This is a genomic window from Caballeronia sp. GAWG2-1 (genome assembly GCF_023631405.1).
Lineage (GTDB): Bacteria > Pseudomonadota > Gammaproteobacteria > Burkholderiales > Burkholderiaceae > Caballeronia.
In genome coordinates this window covers 105851-127116 of sequence record NZ_JALQDD010000023.1, presented here as the reverse complement: position 1 = coordinate 127116, position 21266 = coordinate 105851, and the positions used below count along the sequence as shown (strand labels likewise).

General features: G+C 61.0%; 17 protein-coding genes. 4 read left to right on the top strand and 13 right to left on the bottom strand.

The annotated features are described in order from the left end of the window. Positions 1-7 precede the first annotated feature (7 nt). Positions 8-1192 (bottom strand): porin, encoded by a 1185-nt coding sequence (locus NCR98_RS14525; RefSeq protein ID WP_250493053.1) that lies wholly within the window; start codon positions 1190-1192, stop codon positions 8-10. Positions 1193-1514: 322 nt separating this feature from the next. On the opposite strand from NCR98_RS14525, the gene NCR98_RS14520 reads away from it, so the two are divergent. Then, positions 1515-2831 carry a glycosyltransferase family protein gene (locus NCR98_RS14520; protein WP_250493052.1) on the top strand — a complete coding sequence of 439 codons (1317 nt, stop codon included), beginning with the start codon at positions 1515-1517 and terminating at the stop codon, positions 2829-2831. Positions 2832-2841: 10 nt separating this feature from the next. Here NCR98_RS14520 and NCR98_RS14515 read toward each other — a convergent pair whose 3' ends face one another. Together NCR98_RS14515 and betC are read right to left on the bottom strand one after the other, a co-directional pair. Beyond that, positions 2842-3789 carry a choline ABC transporter substrate-binding protein gene (locus tag NCR98_RS14515; protein ID WP_250526507.1) on the bottom strand — a complete coding sequence of 316 codons (948 nt, stop codon included), beginning with the start codon at positions 3787-3789 and terminating at the stop codon, positions 2842-2844. 42 nt (positions 3790-3831) lie between these two features. Next, entirely contained in the window at positions 3832-5367 is a 1536-nt protein-coding gene (betC, locus tag NCR98_RS14510) for a choline-sulfatase (RefSeq protein WP_250526506.1), read from the bottom strand. A 129-nt stretch (positions 5368-5496) separates the two neighbouring features. Here betC and NCR98_RS14505 point away from each other — a divergent pair, with 129 nt between their 5' ends. Together NCR98_RS14505 and purU are read left to right on the top strand one after the other, a co-directional pair. Further along, positions 5497-6405: a choline sulfate utilization transcriptional regulator gene (locus NCR98_RS14505; RefSeq protein WP_250466434.1), complete on the top strand. Its 909-nt coding sequence runs from the start codon at positions 5497-5499 to the stop codon at positions 6403-6405. Between the two features lie 120 nt (positions 6406-6525). Beyond that, positions 6526-7401 (top strand): formyltetrahydrofolate deformylase, encoded by an 876-nt coding sequence (gene purU / locus NCR98_RS14500; protein WP_250526505.1) that lies wholly within the window; start codon positions 6526-6528, stop codon positions 7399-7401. Positions 7402-7459: 58 nt separating this feature from the next. Here purU and NCR98_RS14495 read toward each other — a convergent pair whose 3' ends face one another. The 10 genes from NCR98_RS14495 to NCR98_RS14450 all read right to left on the bottom strand — a co-directional run bounded on the left by NCR98_RS14495 (position 7460) and on the right by NCR98_RS14450 (position 19793). Continuing rightward, complete coding sequence (locus tag NCR98_RS14495) at positions 7460-8314, bottom strand: glycine betaine ABC transporter substrate-binding protein (RefSeq protein ID WP_244829046.1); 855 nt, start codon at positions 8312-8314, stop codon at positions 7460-7462. Between the two features lie 107 nt (positions 8315-8421). Then, on the bottom strand, positions 8422-9621 hold the full coding sequence (locus NCR98_RS14490; RefSeq protein WP_244829739.1) for an FAD-binding oxidoreductase: 1200 nt from the start codon (positions 9619-9621) through the stop codon (positions 8422-8424). Between the two features lie 23 nt (positions 9622-9644). After that, positions 9645-10940 (bottom strand): aromatic ring-hydroxylating oxygenase subunit alpha, encoded by a 1296-nt coding sequence (locus NCR98_RS14485; RefSeq protein ID WP_250526504.1) that lies wholly within the window; start codon positions 10938-10940, stop codon positions 9645-9647. Between the two features lie 73 nt (positions 10941-11013). Continuing rightward, positions 11014-11772 (bottom strand): adenine nucleotide alpha hydrolase family protein, encoded by a 759-nt coding sequence (locus tag NCR98_RS14480; protein ID WP_250466431.1) that lies wholly within the window; start codon positions 11770-11772, stop codon positions 11014-11016. After that, positions 11769-12929: an electron transfer flavoprotein subunit alpha/FixB family protein gene (locus tag NCR98_RS14475; protein ID WP_250526503.1), complete on the bottom strand. Its 1161-nt coding sequence runs from the start codon at positions 12927-12929 to the stop codon at positions 11769-11771. The genes NCR98_RS14480 and NCR98_RS14475 overlap by 4 nt, the downstream gene beginning before the upstream one ends. Positions 12930-12933: 4 nt before the next feature. Continuing rightward, positions 12934-14847, bottom strand: coding sequence for a (Fe-S)-binding protein (locus NCR98_RS14470; RefSeq protein WP_250526502.1), 1914 nt, complete (start codon positions 14845-14847; stop codon positions 12934-12936). A 15-nt stretch (positions 14848-14862) separates the two neighbouring features. Then, positions 14863-16926, bottom strand: coding sequence for an NADH:flavin oxidoreductase (locus NCR98_RS14465; protein ID WP_250526501.1), 2064 nt, complete (start codon positions 16924-16926; stop codon positions 14863-14865). A gap of 36 nt (positions 16927-16962) precedes the next feature. Next, positions 16963-17502, bottom strand: coding sequence for a DUF5943 domain-containing protein (locus NCR98_RS14460; protein WP_250509779.1), 540 nt, complete (start codon positions 17500-17502; stop codon positions 16963-16965). Between the two features lie 25 nt (positions 17503-17527). Beyond that, positions 17528-18499 (bottom strand): dipeptidase, encoded by a 972-nt coding sequence (locus NCR98_RS14455; protein WP_244829039.1) that lies wholly within the window; start codon positions 18497-18499, stop codon positions 17528-17530. 19 nt (positions 18500-18518) lie between these two features. After that, positions 18519-19793 carry a serine hydroxymethyltransferase gene (locus NCR98_RS14450; RefSeq protein WP_244829038.1) on the bottom strand — a complete coding sequence of 425 codons (1275 nt, stop codon included), beginning with the start codon at positions 19791-19793 and terminating at the stop codon, positions 18519-18521. 447 nt (positions 19794-20240) lie between these two features. On the opposite strand from NCR98_RS14450, the gene NCR98_RS14445 reads away from it, so the two are divergent. Then, a complete protein-coding gene (locus NCR98_RS14445) occupies positions 20241-21242 on the top strand; it encodes a GlxA family transcriptional regulator (RefSeq protein ID WP_244829037.1) in 1002 nt (333 codons plus the stop codon). Positions 21243-21266: the final 24 nt, after the last annotated feature.

Sequence of the window (21266 nt, the reverse complement as noted above, 5' to 3'; positions counted from 1 at the left end):
GTCTCGCCTAGAACGAGTGCCGCATGCCGATGCGCACATCCGACTGCGTATTCGAAGTCGACGGCGTGAAGCTATAACCGATGACGGCATCGATCGGACCCGACGCACGCAGATAATCGCCGGATACATAGACGTCGGTACGCTTCGAAAGCAGATAGTGCAGTCCGAGCGAACCCTGGTTCCAGTGATTGCCTTCGAAGCGCGTGTGCTGATAACCGCCGTAAAGCGCGAGATCCGGCCTGAACGAATACGACGCGCCGCCTTCGTAGACTTGCATATGCGAGGTCACGCCGAGGCCCTTGATGGTCGTGTACGTGAAGTTGCCCGAGAGCATCAGGTCGCCGAGCGTCCACGCGCCGCCGACTGCAAAGGCGCCTTGTTTATCGACGGGAAACGAATTCGTGCTGTAGAGGTCCGTGACTGCGCCCGTGGCCGGATCGACCGATACCGTCGGCTGGCCCAAGAACGTGCGCGCGCCGATCATCGCGTAGGGATCGAACGCGTAAATGCCGAACGGGTTGTTCAGTTGCGTATAGGCCGCGCCCACGTTGAAGGTGTTGGCCGCATAGTGCGCGCCCACGCTCCACGCGCTGTTGCGATGAAAGTCGCCCGCGTTATTGCCGAACGAATACATGCCGCCGAAGGTAAAACCCGCGATATTGTTCGAGAGGAACTTGACCGAGTTCGGCAAGCGGTCGCCGTTCATCCGGTCGAAGTCGCCCTGGTGGATGGCATAGCCGCTTCCCCATGCCGAGATGTTGTAGAGGTAGACCATCTCCTCGGTCATATCTAGCTGATTACCGAACGAGATTTGCCCCCACGGGTTCTTGAGGCCCACATAGGCTTGCCGTCCAAACTCCGCGCCGCCGAATGCATAGCGCCCGGTCCCGAGGCGGAAGCCCGATTCCAGCGCGAAGATCGCCTGCAGTCCGCCGCCCAAATCTTCCACGCCACGAAAGCCGATGCGGTTGCCGTAGGACACGCCATCGTCGAACTTCACGACATGCGAGCCACCGGTGTTGTTCACATAGGTGATGCCTGCGTCGAGAATGCCGTAGAGCGTCACGCTGCTCTGCGCGTGCGATAGGGCCGGCGCGCCTGCCGCGCTCGCCGCGAGCGCGAGTCCCGCAAGACTGGAACGACGGCCGCGGGCGAGTCTCGAAACGCTTCGTGCGGCATGTCCTCTTCTCATCTGCTGCTCCTCTTCTTGTGGGTTGTCGTGTCGTTGAAGGTTGCTGATCGTTCGTCGTGTCCTGCTGAAAGTGCTAAAGACTGCCGCTGAAACGCTGCATTTCGATGCATCGGCGTGCGTGCGCCAACGTCGTAAAAGTAAGGCCACATATAAGCCACGGCTCGACCCGGTGCGACGCAAACATGTCCAGTTGCGACTCGCGCTCATTTGCAGCCCTTCTATTTCGGACATGCCCGATATCGGATTCCTCTGCTCCTACCCATACTTCTGAATCTGTAAAAAAGCGCTACATCGCAACATCTGCATCAACCACTGATCGAACATGACCACTCGCTGCCTGAGCATCTTCCACGTCGACGCCCCTCACGTTCTTGCCAATCACAAGCACTACAGCTCTCGCATGGGCTATGAGCACACCGCTGTTTCCATGGCGGGTATGCAGGGCAAAGCCCAACGAACGCTTCTCAAGTACGAACTCGTGCTGCATCACTTGCGGCAGATGCCTGAAATGGCTTTGCTCGTCTGCTTCAGCGAAGACTGCCTCGTGCTGAACATGTATCCCGTCGAACCCATGGCCGAAGGAAGGCAACATCTGCTTCCTTCGCTCAACGGCAACACGGGCAGTCATCAGGCCGCCGTGCAGGTCTGGCGTAACACGAAGGACATTCGCAACTTCATCGTTCGTTGCATCGGCGAATGCAAGATCGGCGGCGCAACCGATGACGAAGAAACCTTGCTCGCCCCGCTCGACGTCATCGAACCGATGGGCGAGCGCGGTGGTGTCACGTGCGCCATGTTCTGCAATCCACGCTTCACGCCTGTCTGGGCTACGTATCCGAATCTGTGGACCATCGTGATGGACGAAGAGAAGATGTACGGCTACATTCATCCGAGCTTTCGCAACGCGCTCGCCGAGCACATCAACGATTGCCAGCAAAAAGGCGCGCGCCTGCTCGATTTTTCAGCCCATGCGAATGTGCCCGCCGAACCCTTCAGCGTCTACAACCCCGGCCAGCCCATCGCGCTCGTGACCTACTACACGGCTAACGTGCGCGAGTACGGCGCAATCGCCGAGTTGAACTTCAAGCGTTATTGCGAGCGTCACGGCTACACGCTCTACGTCTATCGCGATACGCCCGCCGAGGTGGAACCAGGCACGACGGGCACCTGGCTCAAGCCGTGGTTCCTGCGCAAATATCTGCCGCATCACGAATGGGTCATGTGGGTCGATGCCGACATTCTTTTCGTCGATCAATCCAAGCCGCTCGAACCGCTCTTCGCGAATCGCGATCTTCTCGCCGCGCACGACATCGGTCCTTGGATCATCAATGCAGGCGTGCTCGGTTTCAAACGCACGGACCATAATGTCGAGTTCGTCGAAGAGATCTATCGCGCCGTGAGCGCCGCGCCCGACAAGTCGAGCACGTATGCGAACGGCGGCGATCAGACGATCATTGCAAACCTCTTGCGCGAACGTCTCGACTGGGCGCTCGAGGACGGACTGGACTGCATCGGCATCAATACGCCGTGGTATTTTCAGCAGCCTTCCAGCCTGATGGTCCACTTCCTCGCCATCCAGTCGCCCATGCGCGCCATGCTGATGTCGCAGCAGGAACGCGTCAGCTTGCAACTCAACTGATCGTTTTCGATCACTTCACCCCGAGCGCGGTCTGAACGGCTTCCAGGCCGTTCCCGCCGCTCGCAGTCGTCACACCGTCGAGCCACGTCTTCAGCAGTTCCGGATGCCGTTTCAATGCGTCCGTGGCGGCTGTATCGACACGCGTCTTCTTCTCCAGCACGTCGGTTATCACGCCGTTTTCCAGATCTACGTTGAACGCCATCTGCTTGAACAGGCGGCCGACGTTCGGGCATTGCTGCTCGTAGCCGTTACGAGCCACCGTGTTGACCGTCGCGCCGCCGAAGTTCGGGCCGAAGTATCGATCGCCGCCATCGAGGTAGGCGAGCTTGAACTTGGTGTTCATGAGATGCGGCTCCCAAGCGAGAAACACGATCCACTTCTTGTCCCGCACCGCGCGATCCACTTGCGTGAGCATGCCCGTCTCGCTCGATTCCACGAGCTTCCATCCGCCCAGCCCAAAGGCTTTGTCGTCGATCATGCGTTTGATGTTCTGATTCGCGGGCGCGCCCGGCTCGATACCGTAGACGCGGTCATCGAACTTGTCGGCGTTCTTCGCGAGATCGGCGAACGAATGCACGCCGGCTGCGGCGACATAGTCGGGCACGGCCAGCGTGAACTTCGCGTTGGATAGATTGGCGCGCACCACCTGCACCGATTTGTCGTCGATGAACGGCTTCACGAGCGGCGCCTGCGCCGGCATCCAGTTGCCAAGGAACACGTCGATCTGGCCTTTCTTGAGGCCTTGATACGTGATCGGCACAGACAGGTTCGCCACGTTCTGCCTGTAGCCGAGCGCTTTCAGAATGACGCCGCTCATCGCATTGGTGGCGTCGATGTCGGTCCATCCCGGACCTGCCATGCGCACCTGCGTGCAGGTCGAGGGATCGGCGGCGAATGTGGGCGAGACCACGGCGACGAGCGCGGCAACAATGAGCGCATGAAACAAGGGCTTTTTCATGGGGCGTTCCTGTCGTTGGAGTTGCTGGTGACTAGCGCGGGACTAGCGCTCGACCGCTGGAAAGCGCGCCATGGCTTCGAGCGTATCGAGGTCAATGTGATTGCGCATGTAGCGCTGGCTCGCATCGACATGCGGCTGCCAGTCCCACGACTGGATCGCACCTTGCGTGGTCGCGGCGAAATGGAAATGGCGGCGGCGCTGACTCTTGAGCACATCGCGATGCAGCGCTTCCAGGTCCCAGCGTCGCGCGATCTCATCGCGGAACGCGGTGACCTGCGACGCGTGCCGCGCATCGCTCGCGAGGTTATTGCGTTCGAGGGGATCGGCGGCGACATCGTAGAGTTGATCGGGATCGACACTCGTATGGATGAACTTGTAGCGCCCCCGCCGGATCATCACGATAGGCGCGATTGCACCTTCCGCGAGGAACTCGCCGATGGCTTCGTCATGGCCGTCCGCGCCCGCGAGATGCGGCACGAGGCTTTGCCCATCGATGCTATCCGGCCACGCTGAAGGCGCATCGCCGCGCGCAAGTTCGACGAGCGTGGGCAACACATCGAGATGCGATACCGAAGCGCTCACGCGATGCGCATCGAAACGCTTCGGCGCATGCACGATCAAGGGCACACGGCAGCCGCCCTCGAAAAACGTCATCTTGTACCAGAGGCCGCGCTCGCCGAGCATCTCGCCGTGATCCGACGTCACGACGATGGTTGTGTCATTTGCGAGACCCGCCTGTTCCAGCGCTTCGAGTATCGATGCGAATTGATCGTCCACGTACGATACCGCGCCGTAATACGCACGGCGAGCATTGCGAATCTGTCTCTCGGTTGGCGGCGTGCGATCCGTCTCGCAGACATGACGCAGGCGCTGCGAATGCGGATCGCTGGCTTCGAGCGAATCGCGATACGAAGGCATGTCGATGTCGTCATCGCCATACAGGTCCCAGTATCTTTTCGGAATGGCATACGGGTCATGCGGATGCGTCAGCGACGCGACCATCATGAACGGTCGTACGTCTTTGCCCGCATTGCGCTCGCGCGCGATATCGAACAGCTTCTGACGCGTGGTGAAGGTCACTTCGTCGTCGAAGTCGAGTTGATTCGTGCGCACGCACGGACCTGCGTCGATCACGGAACTCATGTTGTGATACCACGAGGGACGCGCCTCGAAATTCTCCCAGTCGGGCGTCCAGCCGAAATCGGCGGGATAGATGTCGGTCGTCAGCCGCTCTTCGAACCCGTGCAACTGGTCCGCGCCGCAGAAATGCATCTTGCCGGAAAGAATCGTGCGATATCCCTCGGCGCGCAAGTAGTGCGCGAACGTGAGCGTCTCCGAAGGGAACTCGGCCGCGTTGTCATAAGCGCCGATTTGCGAAGGCAGCTTACCCGCGAGCAGCGAAAAGCGTGACGGCGCGCAGAGCGGACTCGCGCAGTAGGCCGATTCGAACACCACGCCTTCACGCGCGAGCGCGTCGATGCACGGCGTCTTCGTCACTCCGTTGCCGTATGCCGCAAGCGCGAACGGCGTGAGCTGATCGGCCATGAGAATAAGGATATTTTGTTTTGTCTCAAGCATGAATGCATACCTCGAATAGAATCGACAGCGGACACGCGCATGGCGATGCGGGTTCGCTTCATGTGACTATTGCCGTTCAAATGGCCGCTGTGAAGAGAGCAAATCGTTATGCGCCCATAAGGGGGATTTATGCCGCGCCAGGACCGTCTACCGCCCATGCAGGCGCTCTCGATGTTCGAGTCCGCCGCGCGTCTCGCGAGCTTCACTGCCGCCGCGCGTGAACTCGGCTCGACACAGCCCGCCGTGAGCCAGCGCGTGGTGCAACTCGAAGAAGCGCTCGGCGTGCCGCTTTTCGAGCGCGGGCACCGGGGCGTCACCTTGACTGAAGACGGCGCGCGTCTCTTCGAAGCGGTCCGTCAAGGCCTCGATATCATCCGCACGGCTACCGGCGAGATTCGCGCGCGTAACGCTCAGCGCACGCTCACGCTGTTGACCGATTTCGGCTTCGCGACCTACTGGCTCATGCCGCGCCTGCCGCAATTCAAGGCGCTGATGCCCGATGTCGATGTGAAGATCGTCACCTCGCAAAATGTATCGGATGCCGACGGCGAACCGGCGGACGTGGTGATCGCATTCGGCAGCTCGCGCGCGCAGTGGAGTTCGCCGCACGCCATCCGGCTCTTTCCTGAAAGCGTCGTGCCGGTATGCAGCCCGGCGCTCGTGGCACGCAACAAGCCGTCGAGGGCGGCCGATCTGCTCGACTTGCCGCTCTTGCATCTGCAGGCTACGTTGCCCGAACGCTGGCTTTCATGGGCCGGCTGGTTCGAGGCGCATGGGCTGAGCGCGCCGCCGGCGCAAGGCGGCTTCACCTTCAACAGTTACGCGCTCGTCACGCATGCGGCCGTAATGGGCCAGGGCGTCGCGCTTGGCTGGGCGCCGCTCGTCGATGACCTCATCGCCAAAGGCCACCTCATCGCGCTAGACGATACTCCGCTCGTCACCGATCGCGGCTACGTGCTCGTCACGCAACGCGAGCCGTCTGCCGTCGTGCGCGCGTTCAGCAACTGGCTGCTCGATGAATGCGACGTGATCGCCTGACGCTTGCATACCAGCGCGACGGCGCTTCGCTTCTATCCGTCGTGCCCGCGCATTTGCTCTACTAGCGATAACGTTCGCCGCACGAGCGGCGTGGCGACCTTTATCGAATGTGGAGCGTGCATGTCCGCTGAAACCCGTCCCAATCAACTGGTGCTGACCGTTGCGTGTCCGAGCGCGGCGGGGCAAGTCGCCGCCATCGTCGGCTTTCTCGAACGCCATCATGGTTATATCGACGAACTCACCGTGTTCGACGACGACCTGAGCGAACGCTTCTTCGTGCGCTGCGTGTTTCATGGCGCAAGCCGAGACGACACGCTCGATCTGCCGATGCTGCGGCGCGAGTTTGAACCCATCGCCCAACGCTTCTCGATGAACTGGTCGATGCACGATCTCAACGCGCGGCCCAAGGTGCTCATCATGGTGTCGAAGCTCGAACACTGCCTCGCGGACCTGCTGTTCCGCTGGCGCATGGGCGAACTGAAGATGGATATTGTCGGCATTGCGTCGAATCATCCGGACCTGGCGCCGCTTGCGGAACAACACGGTCTGCGCTTTCATCATCTGCCGATCGCGGCCGATACCAAGGCGCAGCAGGAAGCGCGTCTGCTCGATCTCTTCGAGACATCCGGTGCGGAACTGATGATTCTCGCGCGCTACATGCAGATTCTTTCCGGCGATACGAGCCGCAAACTCAAGGGCCGCGCGATCAACATCCACCATTCGTTCTTGCCTGGCTTCAAGGGCGCGAAGCCCTATCACCAGGCGCATACGCGCGGCGTAAAACTGATTGGCGCCACTGCGCACTTCGTCACCGACGATCTCGACGAAGGCCCGATCATCGAACAGGAAGTGGAGCGCGTGGATCACTCCTATAGCCCCGAGCGCCTGCTTGCAACGGGACGCGATGTCGAATGCATCACGCTTGCGCGCGCCATCAAGGCGTTCACGGAACGGCGCGTGTTCATCAACGGCGAACGCACTGTCGTTCTACGGTAAGCACAAAAAAGGGGTGCCGCGGATTCGCGGCACCCCTTCTTGATCCAGGCGCTGAGACTTACTTCACCCAGCTGTCCACGCGATCGCCATGCGCGCCGATCCATGCATCGGCGGCGGCTTGCGGCTTCTCACCGTTTTGCGTCGCGAGCATCACGCTGTCGATTTCACCCGGCTTCCACTGGAATTTCTTCAGGAAGGCCACGACCGGCGGAGCCTTCTTTTCGAGTTCCGGATTCACCACGCTATCGACGTGTTCCGCTTCGCCGAAGACCTTCTTCGGATCTTCGAGGAATTTCAGCTTGTACTTCGCGAACATCCAGTGCGGCTTCCAGCCGGTCACGATGATCGGCTTCTTCGCCGCTTCCGAACGCGCAAGTTCAGCGGTCATCGCGCTGCCCGAACTCGGCATCAGCCTGTAGTCGAGGTTATAAGCCTTGATGGCTTCGCTCGTCTTTTGCATCACGCCCGCGCCCGCATCGATACCGACGATGCGCGAATCGAATTCGGCCTTCTTCGCTTCGAGGTCGGTCAGGCTGTTGGCATCGACGTTTTCAGGAACGATCAGACCAATCTTCGCATCATTGAAGTTGGGTCCGAGGTCGACGACCTTCGTCTTGAAGTTGTTCCAATACGCACCGTGCGTCACCGGCAGCCACGCGGACAGCGTCGCATCCAGATCGCCGCGCGCCACGCCCTGCCACATCACGCCTGCCGCCACCGGCACGAGTTGCACCTGATAGCCCAGCTTCTTTTCGATGATGCGCGCCGCCACGTTCGACGTCGCCACGCTGTCGTCCCAGCCTTCGACGTAGCCAATCTTGATGGTCGGTTTATCTTCGGCGTTTGCGCCCATGCTCGTGGCCAGTGCCGCAGCCATGGCGCTCAGCACGAACAGTCTTCTCATCGCTTTCATTTGATTTCCCCTTTGCGGCCCCACGCCGTAGCGTCCAGAATCACCAGCCAGAATTGGCCAGTAACGCACTTTTCCGACACTCAGTTGTCCAGAAGCGACGCCGAGTTTTATTTATCCACCACGAGGTCGCTCAATGGCTTGCTGCAGCACAACAGCACCATGCCCTGATCGATTTCGCGCTGACGAATGCCGCCTGCGTGCTTCATGCTCACTTCGCCCGATACGAGCTTGACCTTGCAAGTGCCGCACATGCCTTGCGTGCACGATGAGGGTAAACGCACCCCGGCTTTCTTCGCGGCATCGAGCACGTTCTCGTTGCTACCGCATTCGATGTCGCGCCGGATCTTGGCGAAGCTGACTTTGTATGTCGTATCGACAGGCGCCGCTGGTCGAGGCGCAAAGCCGACTGCCTCTTCACGCGCTTCGACAAAATCGGTCTGTGTGGCAATGGCGTCGGCAACGTGCGCGGTCGTCAACTGCGATGCGACCTCCGCAATGGTCTCGAACGAGAAGCTCTCTTCGTGATAATGCTTGCGATCGAAACCGCCTTCATCGAGAAGATCGCGGACCGCCTTCATATAAGGCGCTGGACCGCACGTGAAGATTTCGCGTTCGAGATAGTCCGGTGCAATCAGCTTCAGTAGCGGCAAGCTGAGAAAGCCCGTCACACCGGCCCAGTTCGTGCGCGTGCCCACGCGCTCGCAAACGAAGGCCGTGCGAAAGTTTGTCTGATTCGATGCAATGAGATCCAGCTCGCGCGAGAAGATGATGTCGTCGGGCGTGCGCGCGCTGTGCACGAAAACGATATCCGCGTCCTCGCCGAGTTCGTGATGCGCGCGGCTCATCGACATGAGCGGCGTGATACCCGACCCCGCCGAAAGAAACAGGAACTTGCGCGCCGGATGCCGCGCACAGGTGAACTCGCCCGAAGGCCCGAGCACACGCACGCGAGATCCCGCAATCACGTTGTCATGCAGCCAGTTCGATACCTTTCCGCCCGGTACACGCTTGACCGTGATCGAAATGGTGTGCGGCCGTGTGGGCGAAGAGGAAATCGTATAGCAGCGATTGATCTGCTCGCCGTCGATATCGAGTTCCAGTGTAATGAACTGCCCCGGTTCGAACACGAAGCTGCGTTCGCTCGGCGCCTTGAAGAAAAAACTCTTCACGTCGTGCGTTTCCTGCCGGACGTGACAGCAGACGAGTGTGTCGTCGGTATCGCTATTCCAGCGCGCGGGCAGCGTCCCCCAGAAGCGCGGCTGGGTGACACGGCTTGCAGTCGGCTCGAACGTGGCCTGATCGCGCATCATGTTTTGCCTCTCGAACGCGCTTAGCGCATGAAGGAAACGACTTTCTCGCCATGCGTGACCACGTCCTTGTCGGGCGTGTTCGCATAGTTGTCGAGGCGGCCGATATACCACTCGCAGAACTTTTCCACGAGCCCTTCGGTGAACGGCGAATACGGGCCCGGCTCGTAAGCGCTGCTCGTTGCACCCAGCTGCGAATACTCGACCAACGTGCGGTCCTGTTCGTTCGTTGCGCGCCACACGGCGGTGAGATTGTCGACGTCGTAATCGATACCTTCGCGCGCGTCCTTATGTACGAGCCACTTGGTGCGCACGAGCGTTTCGCCCGCGGACAGCGGAATCACGCTGAACGTGACGATGTGATCGCTCATGAAGTGATGCCACGAATTCGGTTGCGTCCAGAACGACAAGCCGCCCAGGTCCGCGCGCTCGAAGCCGCCAAGCAGCTTCTTCGATGCCACCTTCGCGTCGAGCGTCTGCGATTCGCCATCGCGGTCGAGTGGCAGACGTTGCGTGCGAAAACCGGTGACGAGATCCGCCAGACGTTCGATCTCGGCGGAAGGCAGGTTCATCGCTTCCCATTGCTTCGTGCGTTCGCTCACCGTGCGTTCGAACGCGGCCATGCCGTCCTCGTTCGCAGGGGTGCGTTGATAACCGAAGCCGTATTCATAGAGCGAAATGGTCAACTCGGGATGGTTTGCCACGCAGTGATAGCACTCGCGGTTGTTCTCCATCGTGAGCTTCCAGTTGCCCTTTTCCACGATGTCGATGCTCGCCGCGATCTTGCAATCGGCGAGACCGTGCGGCAAAAGATACGGCTCCATCGACTCGCGCAGCACGGAGAAATCGGCGGGCGGTTCATCGGCGAGACAGATGAAGATCAGGCCCGCGAGGTTCTGCACATGAACCTTCTTGAGGCTATGTTTGCAGCGGTCGAACTGTTCGCCCATGTGTTCGGCGAACATGAGGTCGCCGTTGAGGTTATAGGTCCAGCTGTGATACGGGCACACGATATTGCCGAGCGAGCCTTTCTCCTGATTGCAAAGACGCGCGCCGCGATGACGGCAGACGTTGTGGAACGCGCGAATCTGCATGTCGTCGTCGCGCACGATCAGGATCGAATCGTGGCCGATATCGACGGTCGTATAGTCGCCCGGCTCCGGCACGTCCGGCTCGATCGCAACCTGTATCCAGTGCTGCCGGAAGATCGCGTCCAGGTCGAGCGCGTGAATCTCGTCGCTCGTGTAGAACGGCGCTTCGAGCGTGTGGCCCTTTTTGCGGCGTTCGATCATTGCGCGAACGTCTGCCGAAACTTTCATCGTGTGCTCCGTTGTGCGTCACGTCTGGTGCCCCGCCAACACCCCTGAAATGCGGGCTTGCTGCGCTTTGAACTTAATAATCCACCAGTTGATGCTCGCGCAAATACGCCAGGATCACTTGTGCTTTTTCGACGGAACTCCCTTCAATTACGACGCTTCCGCCACGGCTTTCGGTCGTGGTCGCGGAAAGCATGCGGGCATGGCCGGTGCGCTTTTCGGGCGCGGCGAGGCGCTTGGGCTTCGCGCTCACGGGGCCGACGCTCCATGCGCTCGCTTCCGGATCGACAGGCGCGGCCGCTGCAACCGGTGCGACGCGTCCTTCGCGCATACGCGCATACGCGTAGCGCGGTGTCGCGTTGGCGAGCGGATGCACGGCGATGAGCGCGGGCAACTGCACGCGCACACGGCGACGCAAGCCCTTCGGCATGAACTGGCGCACTTCGACGCCTTCGTTCGTCACGTCGATATCGACAGCCGAGCCGACTAGCGCGACGTTCAACGCATCGGCAAGCCGATACGGCAACGTGCCGCTATCGAACGCGCCTTCGGCACGCGTGCCGGTCAAGACGAGTCGATAACCCGCGAGACGTTGCGCGAGTGCCGCGCAGGCATCGCCCGGTGTGTTGAGCACTTCGACGCGCGGTGCGCCCAGTGCGAGATATTCGGCAAGCGCAGGATTGGCGGGGTCGCCTGCATGCAGCACATCGAGTTGCGCGCCGTGTTCCTTTGCAATGTCGATACCGAGGGCGAGCGCGGCCGCGTCGTTGCGGCTATAACGCGCCGTGCCGCTGATAGGATGCCGGCCAGTAGAAACGAGAACGGCTATTTTCATGCGTACGCTCCTTCGGCAAGCGTCGCGGTCTGCAGGATCGGGCTGCCAGTGGTACGCGATGCACGCGCGGCCGCCGCCGCGTCCGTCAGCGCCTTGATGGTCTCTTGCGTATCCGCGACGATGGTCAAATTCGCACGCTTGGCAATGGGCGCGCTCGCATCGAGATTGACCGCGATGACATGCCGGCAATCCTTGATGCCTTGCAGGTGCTGCACCGCGCCCGAGATGCCGAACGCGATATACACGCTAGCTTCCACCGTCTTGCCCGTGGCGCCGATCTGCTTGTCGCGCGAGAACTTGCCGTCGTCGACAGCCACCCGGCTCGCGCCGATAGCCGCGCCCAAGGTGCTTGCCAACGCTTCGAATGCGGGCACGTCCGTCACGCCGTTGCCCGCCGAGATGATGAAGTCCGCTTCTTCGAGCGCGACTTGGGCCGCGTCCATTTCCTCGATGCCGAGATCGACATACGCGCTCGGCATCGTCGCGGGCACGACGTCTTCGCTATTCACGCGCGCGCCTGCGCCGACGTAAGGCAGCTTGGCATCGACCGCATTCGGTGCGAGCAAGATCACATCGGGTAGCGCACGCAATGCCACCGCGCGGCCAGCATGTGCATACGCAGCGACGTGCTGAAGGTCGAGTTCCACCACGTGTGTGGCGATACTCGCACCGGCGCGCGCCGCGTAACGCCGGCCGAGATCGCCGTCGCCGGTTGCGTTGTCGGGCATGAAGACATGCACGGGCGTGAAGGCCGCGACGCAGGCAGCGAGCGCGCGCAGTTCTTCATCCGGTGCGAAATGGCGGCGATCGAAGCCGGGCAGCTCGATATAACGATCCGCGCCGAGCGACGCCGCATCGTCACTGAACGCGCCGAACGCGATCAACACGACTTCGGTTTCATCGTCCGCGAGCAAGGCGGCGGCGGCCAGTGCCTGACGGCCGTGATCGTCGAGCGCGCCGCGATCCGTATGCGCCGCCACCAGCACCGCGCGACGCGACGCTTTCGCCGTGCGGCGCGGCTTCGCTGCATCATGGTGTGTTGCTACGAAGTCAAGCAGCGCGCCGCTGCCGATCTCGCCGAGCGTGATGCGCTTGAGCCCCGCGCTCGTGACGATAAACGGCCTGCGCGGATCGATTCGTTTGATGTTGTCGTTCATCGTGTTACTCCAGCGCCGCGGCGACCAGCTCCGCCACGTCGAGCACTTCGGGACGCGCGCCGACCACGCCTTCGAGCATCGCGGTGCAATTCGGGCAACCCACGGCGACCACTTCCGCGCCTATCGTGCGGGCATCGGCAATGCGGATATCGGGAATGCGCTGCTTGCCGGGAATGTCGGTCAGGGGCGCGCCGCCGCCACCGCCGCAGCACCGTCCGCGCATGCCGTTACGCTCCATTTCCACCACCTTGATGCCGATGGACTTCAGCAGCTTGCGCGGCGCTTCGGTTTCGCCGTTATAGCGGCCGAGATAGCACGGATCGTGATACGTGATCTTCTTGTCGGCGAGCACGGTCGCGGCCTTCGGCGAGAGCTTGCCGTTCGCGACGAGTTCTGCCATCAACGCCGTGTGATGCTGCACTTCATAGAAGCCGCCAAGCGCGCGATACTCGTTGCGCAAGCTATGCAGCACATGCGGGTCCGCCGTCACGATGCGCCGGAACGAATACTGCGAAAGTGTGCCTATGAGCTTCTTCGCGCATGCTTGAAAGGTGGCTTCGTCGCCGAGACGACGCGCCGTATCGCCGGTGTCCGTTTCAATGCCGCCGAGCACCGCGTAATCCACGCCTGCCTTGTTCAGCACCTTCGCCAACGCACGCAGCGTGCGTTGATAACGCATGTCGAACGCGCCTTCGCCCGCGATCAACAAGACATCGACAGGACGACCCGGCTGCGCGACCTGCACTTGCAGATCCACCGACCAGTCGTAACGCGCGCCGATGTCAAACCCGTTCGCGCTGCCCGTTTCACGCAGATTCGCAAGCGTGATCGGACCTTTCCCCGGGACGTTGCCTTCCACGAGCGTCTGATTGCGGCGCATATCGACGATGGCATCGACGTGTTCGATCAGCATCGGGCATTCTTGCACGCAGGCGCGGCACGTGGTGCAGGACCAGATGGTATCGGCTTCGATCATCGTGGAGATGAGCGGCTTGCCCGGTGCGCCCGAATGCCTGCCGACCGGAATTCCGGGGGTCGGGCTGCCGGCGTAGAGCGCATCCGAACCGCCGACCATGCCGACGACGAGATCCTGAATCAGCTTCTTCGGATTGAGCGGTTGTCCCGATGCGAATGCAGGGCACGCCGCTTCGCATTTGCCGCATTGCACGCAGGCATCGAAACTCAGCAACTGGTTCCAGCGAAACTCGATGGGCTTGCTCACGCCATATTCCTGCGCATCGAGTACGGGCACTTTGAGCGCGGTGGGCGGCACGAAATCATGCTCGTTCTTCGCTGCAAAGCGCTCCTGACGCGGATGAAACGCGAGATGCAGCAAGCCCGCCATCGCATGCTTCATCGGGCCGCCTTGCGCCGCGCCGAAGGTCATCGTGTATGCGCCCGCCGCGATCAGCAATGCAACGATGATCGCGAGTGCACCCGACATCCACGAAGCCGGCAACAGCATGAACAATGCAAGACCAAGCGCGAAAGAACCGAGCAGCAATGGCAGGCTGTCCCACGGTCCGCGTGACAAACGCGCGGGCACTTCCTTCGCGCCGTGTCTGCGACGGTACACGAACACCGCGCCCACCAGCATGACGATAGCCGCGAGGAAGATCAGCTTGTCGAGCCACGGCGAATAGATGGCGAGGCCGTAGTTGAGGAATACGAGCGCCATCGCGAGAACGGCGCCGCCAGCAGTTGCAACGTGCGTCTTCGCGATATACGGATCACGCGCGACCACATGATGCAAATCCACGAAGTAACGCTTCGGGATGGTCAGCAGGTTAGCCCAGCCATAAGCACCGGCAGTCGTGGCGCGTCCTTCTCGCCAATAGGCCGCGCGCTTCATCACGGCGAAGGCGAGACCCGCCACCGATACCCACAGCAAGACGGTGATGACAAACACGGGGTTCATCGTCTAAAGCCCTCGTCAGAAGTCTTTGCAAAGACGCAGCGCGTCGTAGATCGCGCCGTGGATGTTGTGCATGGAGATGCAGTCGCCGACGCGGAACAAGAGAAAACGCCCGTTTCCAAGCTCTTCCGAAAGACACGGCTGCGCTTCCGATGCAAAGAGCTTGTGCACATCCACCTGCCCGCGATTGAGCGATTCGGGCTTCAGCTTCCAGTACAGGGAATCGTTGGGCGTGCTGCCGTTCTCGATCACGACCTGATCCACCGCGCGCTCTTCCTGTTCTTCCGTGTACTCGTTGCGGATCACGGCAATCTTCTTCCCGTCTTCCTCGTACACCTTGTCGAGCCAGTAGTTCGGCGTATGGATCACGCCTTGCGCATAAAGCCTTCTATAAAAGATGGGGAACGTGGTGCCGCCGACGTCATCGGCGACCTTCACGTCCGGCGTCACGATCTCGACATTGCCGCCACGGCTCGAGATGAAGTCCGCGACGCCCGCGCCCGCATGCGTGCTCACGCCGTCATAAACGAGCACGTTCTTGCCCGGCTCGACCTTGCCCGAGAGAATGTCCCAGGCGCTCACCGCGAGACCTCGTTCGACGCCCCATGCAGGCACTTGATCCGTGAACGACGAGCCGCCCGTCGCGAGCACGACGATGTCCGGCTTCTCGGCCATGATGGCCTTATCGTCGGCGGCGACACCGAGACGACGATCCACGCCGAGCCGCTTCGTTTCCATGTCGAACCAGCGCACGATGCCCGCCATCTGCTCGCGCTGCGGCGCCTTCGCGGCAAGCATGATCTGGCCGCCGACGTAATCGTTCTTCTCGAACAGCACGACATCGTGACCGCGCGACTTCGCCACGCGCGCCGCTTCGAGTCCCGCGGGCCCTGCGCCGACCACCACGACTTTGCGCTTCGGCCCGCGCGTCTTTTCGATGACATGCGGCATGGTCGCTTCACGCGATGTCGCCGCGTTCTGCACGCACAACACATCGAGTCCGTTGTACTGCCGGTCGATGCAGTAGTTCGCGCCGACGCACTGCTTGATCTCGTCCTCGCGGCCGTCGCGAATCTTGATCACCATATGCGGGTCCGCAATCTGCGCACGCGTCATGCCGACCAGATCGACCATGCCGTTGGCGAGCAGACGTTCCGCCTGACCCGCATCGCGAATGCTTTGCGCATGCATGATCGGCAGCTTCACGACCGACTTGATGCCCGCCGCGAGATGCACGAAAGGCTCGGGTGGCAGCGCCATCGGCGGCATGCAGTTGGCGAGCGTGTTATGCGTATCCGCGCCCGAACCGATCACGCCGATGTAATCGATGAGGCCCGTTTCAGCCATCGCTTGAGCGATCTCTTTCAATTGTTCGTGATCGAGACCGTCTTCATGGAATTCGTCGCCGCACATGCGCAAGCCAATTGCGAAGTCGGCGCCCACGGCTTCGCGCACGGCCTGCAGCACTTCCTTACCGAAGCGCAGACGGTTTTCGAGCGAACCGCCCCATTCGTCCGTGCGAAAGTTGGTGCGCGGACTCCAGAACTGATCGATCAAATGCTGATGCGCCGCCGAGATCTCGACGCCATCCATGCCCGCATCCTTCACGCGCTTCGCGGCCGCCGCGAAATCCTGAATGATGCGCTTGATCTCTTCCACTTCGATGATCTTCGCGTTGCCGCGATGCACCGGCTCCCGCACGCCCGAAGGCGACATCAGATGCGGCCAGCTCTCTCCGTGCCACGCCGAACGCCGGCCCATGTGCGTTGCCTGGATCATGATCTTCGCGCCATGCCGATGCATCGCTTCGGCCAGCCGCGAGAGCGGGTCGATGACCTTGTCGGTCGACAGGTTCACCGACTTCCACCAGCCTTGCGGGCTCTCGATCGACACCGGGCTCGAACCTCCGCAAACGGCTAGCGCCACGCCGCCCTTCGCCTTCTCTTCGTAATAGCGGATATACCGGTCGCCGGGCAGACCGCCTGGCTCGGCATAGACCTCGGCATGCGCGGTACTGACGATACGGTTACGCAAGGTCAGTTTGTTCAGCGTGAGTGGCTTGAAAAGGTTCGGGTAACGCATTGCGGGCGACCTCGGAAAGGTTTTGCTTTGAAGCCTTTATTTCGATGCGAGCGGCGACACTTCGAACACACAATGCTCGCAGCCTTCCGCGGCGCATTGCGTTTCGACCGAGTGCGAACGCGGCCCCTTCTTCGTGCTGTCGGGTGCGGTGTCGTTGACCCAGTCCAGCGCGCCGGCGAACCATCCGGCGAACATGTAGCAAAGCTTGCCGTGCTTGCCCGGTTGCGCGAGCACGAAGGACGAGTGACGCAGATGCACGCGCGCCATGGCGCTCTGCGGGTCGGATTCGACGATATCGAAGAGACCCCAGCCGCGTTGCGACAGGCGCTTCAGGTAATGCTCGAACACCGCCATGCCCGCTATGCCGTGCTTGTCCGCCTCCTTGTCGCACCAGTGATAAGCGGACTTGTAGCCCGCCTTGTAGAGAATCGCGGCGTAAGCTTCGCGGCCGAGCGCTTCTTCCACGGCCACGTGGTTGTTGGTGAAGAAGTGGCGCGGCACATACAGCATGGGCAGCGCGTCGGTAGTCCAGACGCCCGTTTCTTGATCGACGTCGATAGGCAGTTGCGGTTGCATCGCGGGTTCCCTGTTCTTGTTGGAGTCAGACGTTCCAGACTTCGCCGAAGAAGCGCATCCAGTTCTCGCCCATCACCTTCTTGATACGCGTCTCGCCCCAGCCCGCTTTTTCCATCGCGGCCGTGAGGTTCGGGAACTCGCCGATCGTGCGAATGCCTTCCGGATTCACGACCTTGCCGAAGTTCGTCAGACGGCGATAACGGCCCTTGTCGTGCGTGATCCAGTCGAAGAACTCGGTGCTGTAGCCTTGCGTGAAGTCCGTGCCGATGCCCACCTTGTCTTCGCCGATCACGTTGATCACGTAGTCGATGGCTTCGAGATAATCGTCGACGGTCGCGTCCGGGCCTTTCTTCAGGAACGGCGAGAACATGGTCACGCCGACGAAGCCGTTGGCGTCCGCGATCTCTCTCAGCTGATCGTCGGTCTTGTTGCGCGGATGGTCCTTGAGTCCCGAGGGACAGCAGTGCGAGTACGTGACAGGCTTCTTCGAGCAGGCGATGGCATCGGAAGAAGTCTTCGCGCCCACGTGGGAAAGATCGACCATGATGCCGACGCGATTCATCTCGTGGATCACTTCCTTGCCATAACCCGAGAGTCCGCCGTCCGGTTCATAGCAGCCCGTGCCGACCAGGTTCTGCGTGTTGTAGCAGAGTTGCACCACGTTCACGCCGAGCTCCTTGAACACTTCGATATAGCCGAGGTTGTCCTCGAACGCATACGAGTTCTGGAAGCCGAAGATGATGCCTGTCTTGTTTTCCTTCTTCGCGCGCAGAATGTCGTCGGTCGTGCGCACGAGCGTGAGAATCTCGCTGTACTCGCGAATCTGTTGCTTCATCTCGGCGATGTTGTCGATCGTCTTCTGGAAGTCTTCCCAGACCGAAACCGTGCAGTTCACCGCGGTGACGTTACCTTTGCGCATGTCCTCGAACACGGAGCGCTCGAACTTGGAGATGTTCAGGCCGTCGATGATGATGCTGTTGTCGTGCAGAGTGCTCATCGTTGATAACTCCGTGTGCTTAGTAGATGGGGAAGCGTTCGCACAGCGCGAAGATCTCGCGGCGCACGCGTTGTTCGGTTTGCGGATCACCTTCCGGATGCTCGCGCAGCGATTCGAAGACTTCGAGAATCAGGCGGCCGGTTTCGCGGAACTCGTTGACGCCGAAGCCGCGCGTCGTGCCTGCCGGCGTGCCTAAGCGAATGCCCGAGGTGACGGTCGGCTTTTCGGTATCGAAGGGAATGCCGTTCTTGTTGCAGGTGATGCCCGCGCGTTCCAGCGCATGCTCGACCTGATTGCCCTTGAGGCCTTTCGGGCGCAGATCGACGAGCAGCAGATGGTTGTCCGTGCCGCCGGTGACGAGATCGACGCCACCTTCCTTGAGCACTTCGCCGAGCGCTTGCGCATTTGCGAGCACGTTGTCGATATACGTCTTGAAGTCCGGCCGCAGCGCTTCGCCGAAGGCCACCGCCTTGCCTGCTATCACATGCATCAGCGGGCCGCCTTGCAGGCCGGGGAACACGGCCGAGTTGATCTTCTTGGCGATGTCTTCGTCGTTCGTGAGGATGAAACCGCCGCGCGGACCGCGCAAGGTCTTGTGCGTGGTGGACGTGACCACGTGCGCATGATCCACGGGGTTATCGTGACGCCCCGCCGCGATGATGCCCGCGATATGCGCCATATCGACCATGAGCTTCGCATCGACGCTATCGGCGATCTTGCGCAGACGCGCGAAGTCCAGCTTGCGCGGATACGCCGAGAATCCCGCGATCAGCAATGACGGCTTGTGTTGCTTCGCGAGTTCCTCGATCTGCTCGTAATCGATCAGCATGGTGTCGCGGTTCACACCATATTGCACCGCGTTGAACCACTTGCCCGAAAGCGCGGGCTTCGCGCCATGCGTGAGGTGACCGCCCGCATCGAGCGACATGCCGAGAATGGTGTCGCCGGGTTTGGCGAGCGCAAGCATCACGGCGCCGTTGGCCTGCGCGCCCGAATGCGGCTGCACGTTGGCGAACTTCGCGTTGAAGAGCTGCTTGATGCGATCGATGGCGAGCGCCTCGACTTCATCCACGAATTCACAGCCGCCGTAATAGCGCTTGCCCGGATACCCTTCCGCGTACTTGTTCGTGAGCACCGAGCCTTGCGCTTCCAGTACGGCGCGCGACACGATGTTTTCCGACGCGATCAGTTCGATTTGCGATTGCTGGCGCTCCAGTTCTTTCAGGATCGCGCCGCGCACCGAAGCGTCGCTGGATGCAAGCGGGGCTTCGAAGAAGGGATTCGAGTTCGACATTGGCAGGTCCGTGGGTCAAGTGTGACGGTCGTTCGACGGCGGTGCGGGTGGCTCTTCGGATACTTTTCCGTTTGCCGTCGCGGCCGTAATCGTTGCGTCTATTCTTGACTTTAGTCCTGCCGGTCAATTTACGAATTTAGACGTGTTCTTGGCCTTTTCCGACATGCGCGTCTTTTTTCGACAAGTGGCCCGATGGATTTCGGTGTAGCGATTTATTCGGTGCGCCGCTGCACTGTCGCGGAACGCCCGTGCGCTTCGAAGGTGCGCGCCCTTGCTCGTGGAGGGTCGGCGAGGAAATCGCGTCTATATGAAGCATGCACGATGCCTCGCGAGGCTCAGGGTTTAGCCTGATGGCATGGTAGTTGCAAACGAAACCAAAATGCAAAAAGTGGCAAAGCGCCGCATCTGACGGCGTCAAACAATAGATTCGAAGGAATCATTCCTCACATGTCCCCCGATCGCACGGCGTCGCTGTCGCACTTCGCTTTCATGCCGCTTCCCAACTTCACCATGATCGCTTTCACCAACGCGATCGAAGTCCTGCGCATGGCGAACTATCTGACGGGGCAGCCGTTGTATCGCTGGTCGATCGTGAGTCCCGATGGCGGTCCCGTCACCGCGAGCAACGGCTTGTCCGTCGACACAGGTCCGGTGGAATGCGTGGGACAACCCGATATCGTGTTCGTGGTCGGCGGCATCGATGTGCAGCGCGCGACCACGCCCGCACATCTCGCCGCGCTGCGCCGCTTCGCCCGCATGGGCAGCGTGCTCGGCAGCCTCTGCACCGGCACTTATGCACTGGCTCGTGCGGGCTTACTCGCGGGCTATGCGTGCGCCATCCACTGGGAGAACATGTCGGCGCTCAAGGAAGAGTTTCCCGACACGCGCTTCCTGAAGGAACTGTTCGTGATCGACCGCGATCGCGTCACGTGTACCGGCGGCGTCGCGCCGCTCGACATGATGCTCAATCTCATCGCATCCCGCGTGGGTACGGCGCGCGTGACGCAGATCGCCGAGCAATTCATCGTCGAACATGTACGCGATACGAGCGCGCAGCAGCGCATGCCGCTCGTGGCACGACTCGGATCGGCCAACAAGTCGCTCTTCGAAGTGATCTCGCTCATGGAGAACAACATCGAGGAGCCGCTGTCGCGCGAGGAACTGGCGCGTCTTGCCGGCATGTCGCAACGGCAATTGCAGCGGCTCTTTCGCGAGCATCTCGGCATGACGCCGACGCACTACTATCTCACGCTGCGTCTGCGGCGCGCGCGCGAACTGCTGCTGCAAACCGATATGTCGATCATGCATATCACCATGGCTTGCGGCTTCCAGTCGGCGTGCCACTTCTCGAAGAGTTATCGCGATGCCTTCGGAACCGCGCCCACGCGCGAACGCCGCAAGCAAGCGCCTTCACTTGCGGCGGTTGCACCTTCGGCGCTGGTTGCCTGATAACGGTTCGAACAAAAAGGCCGA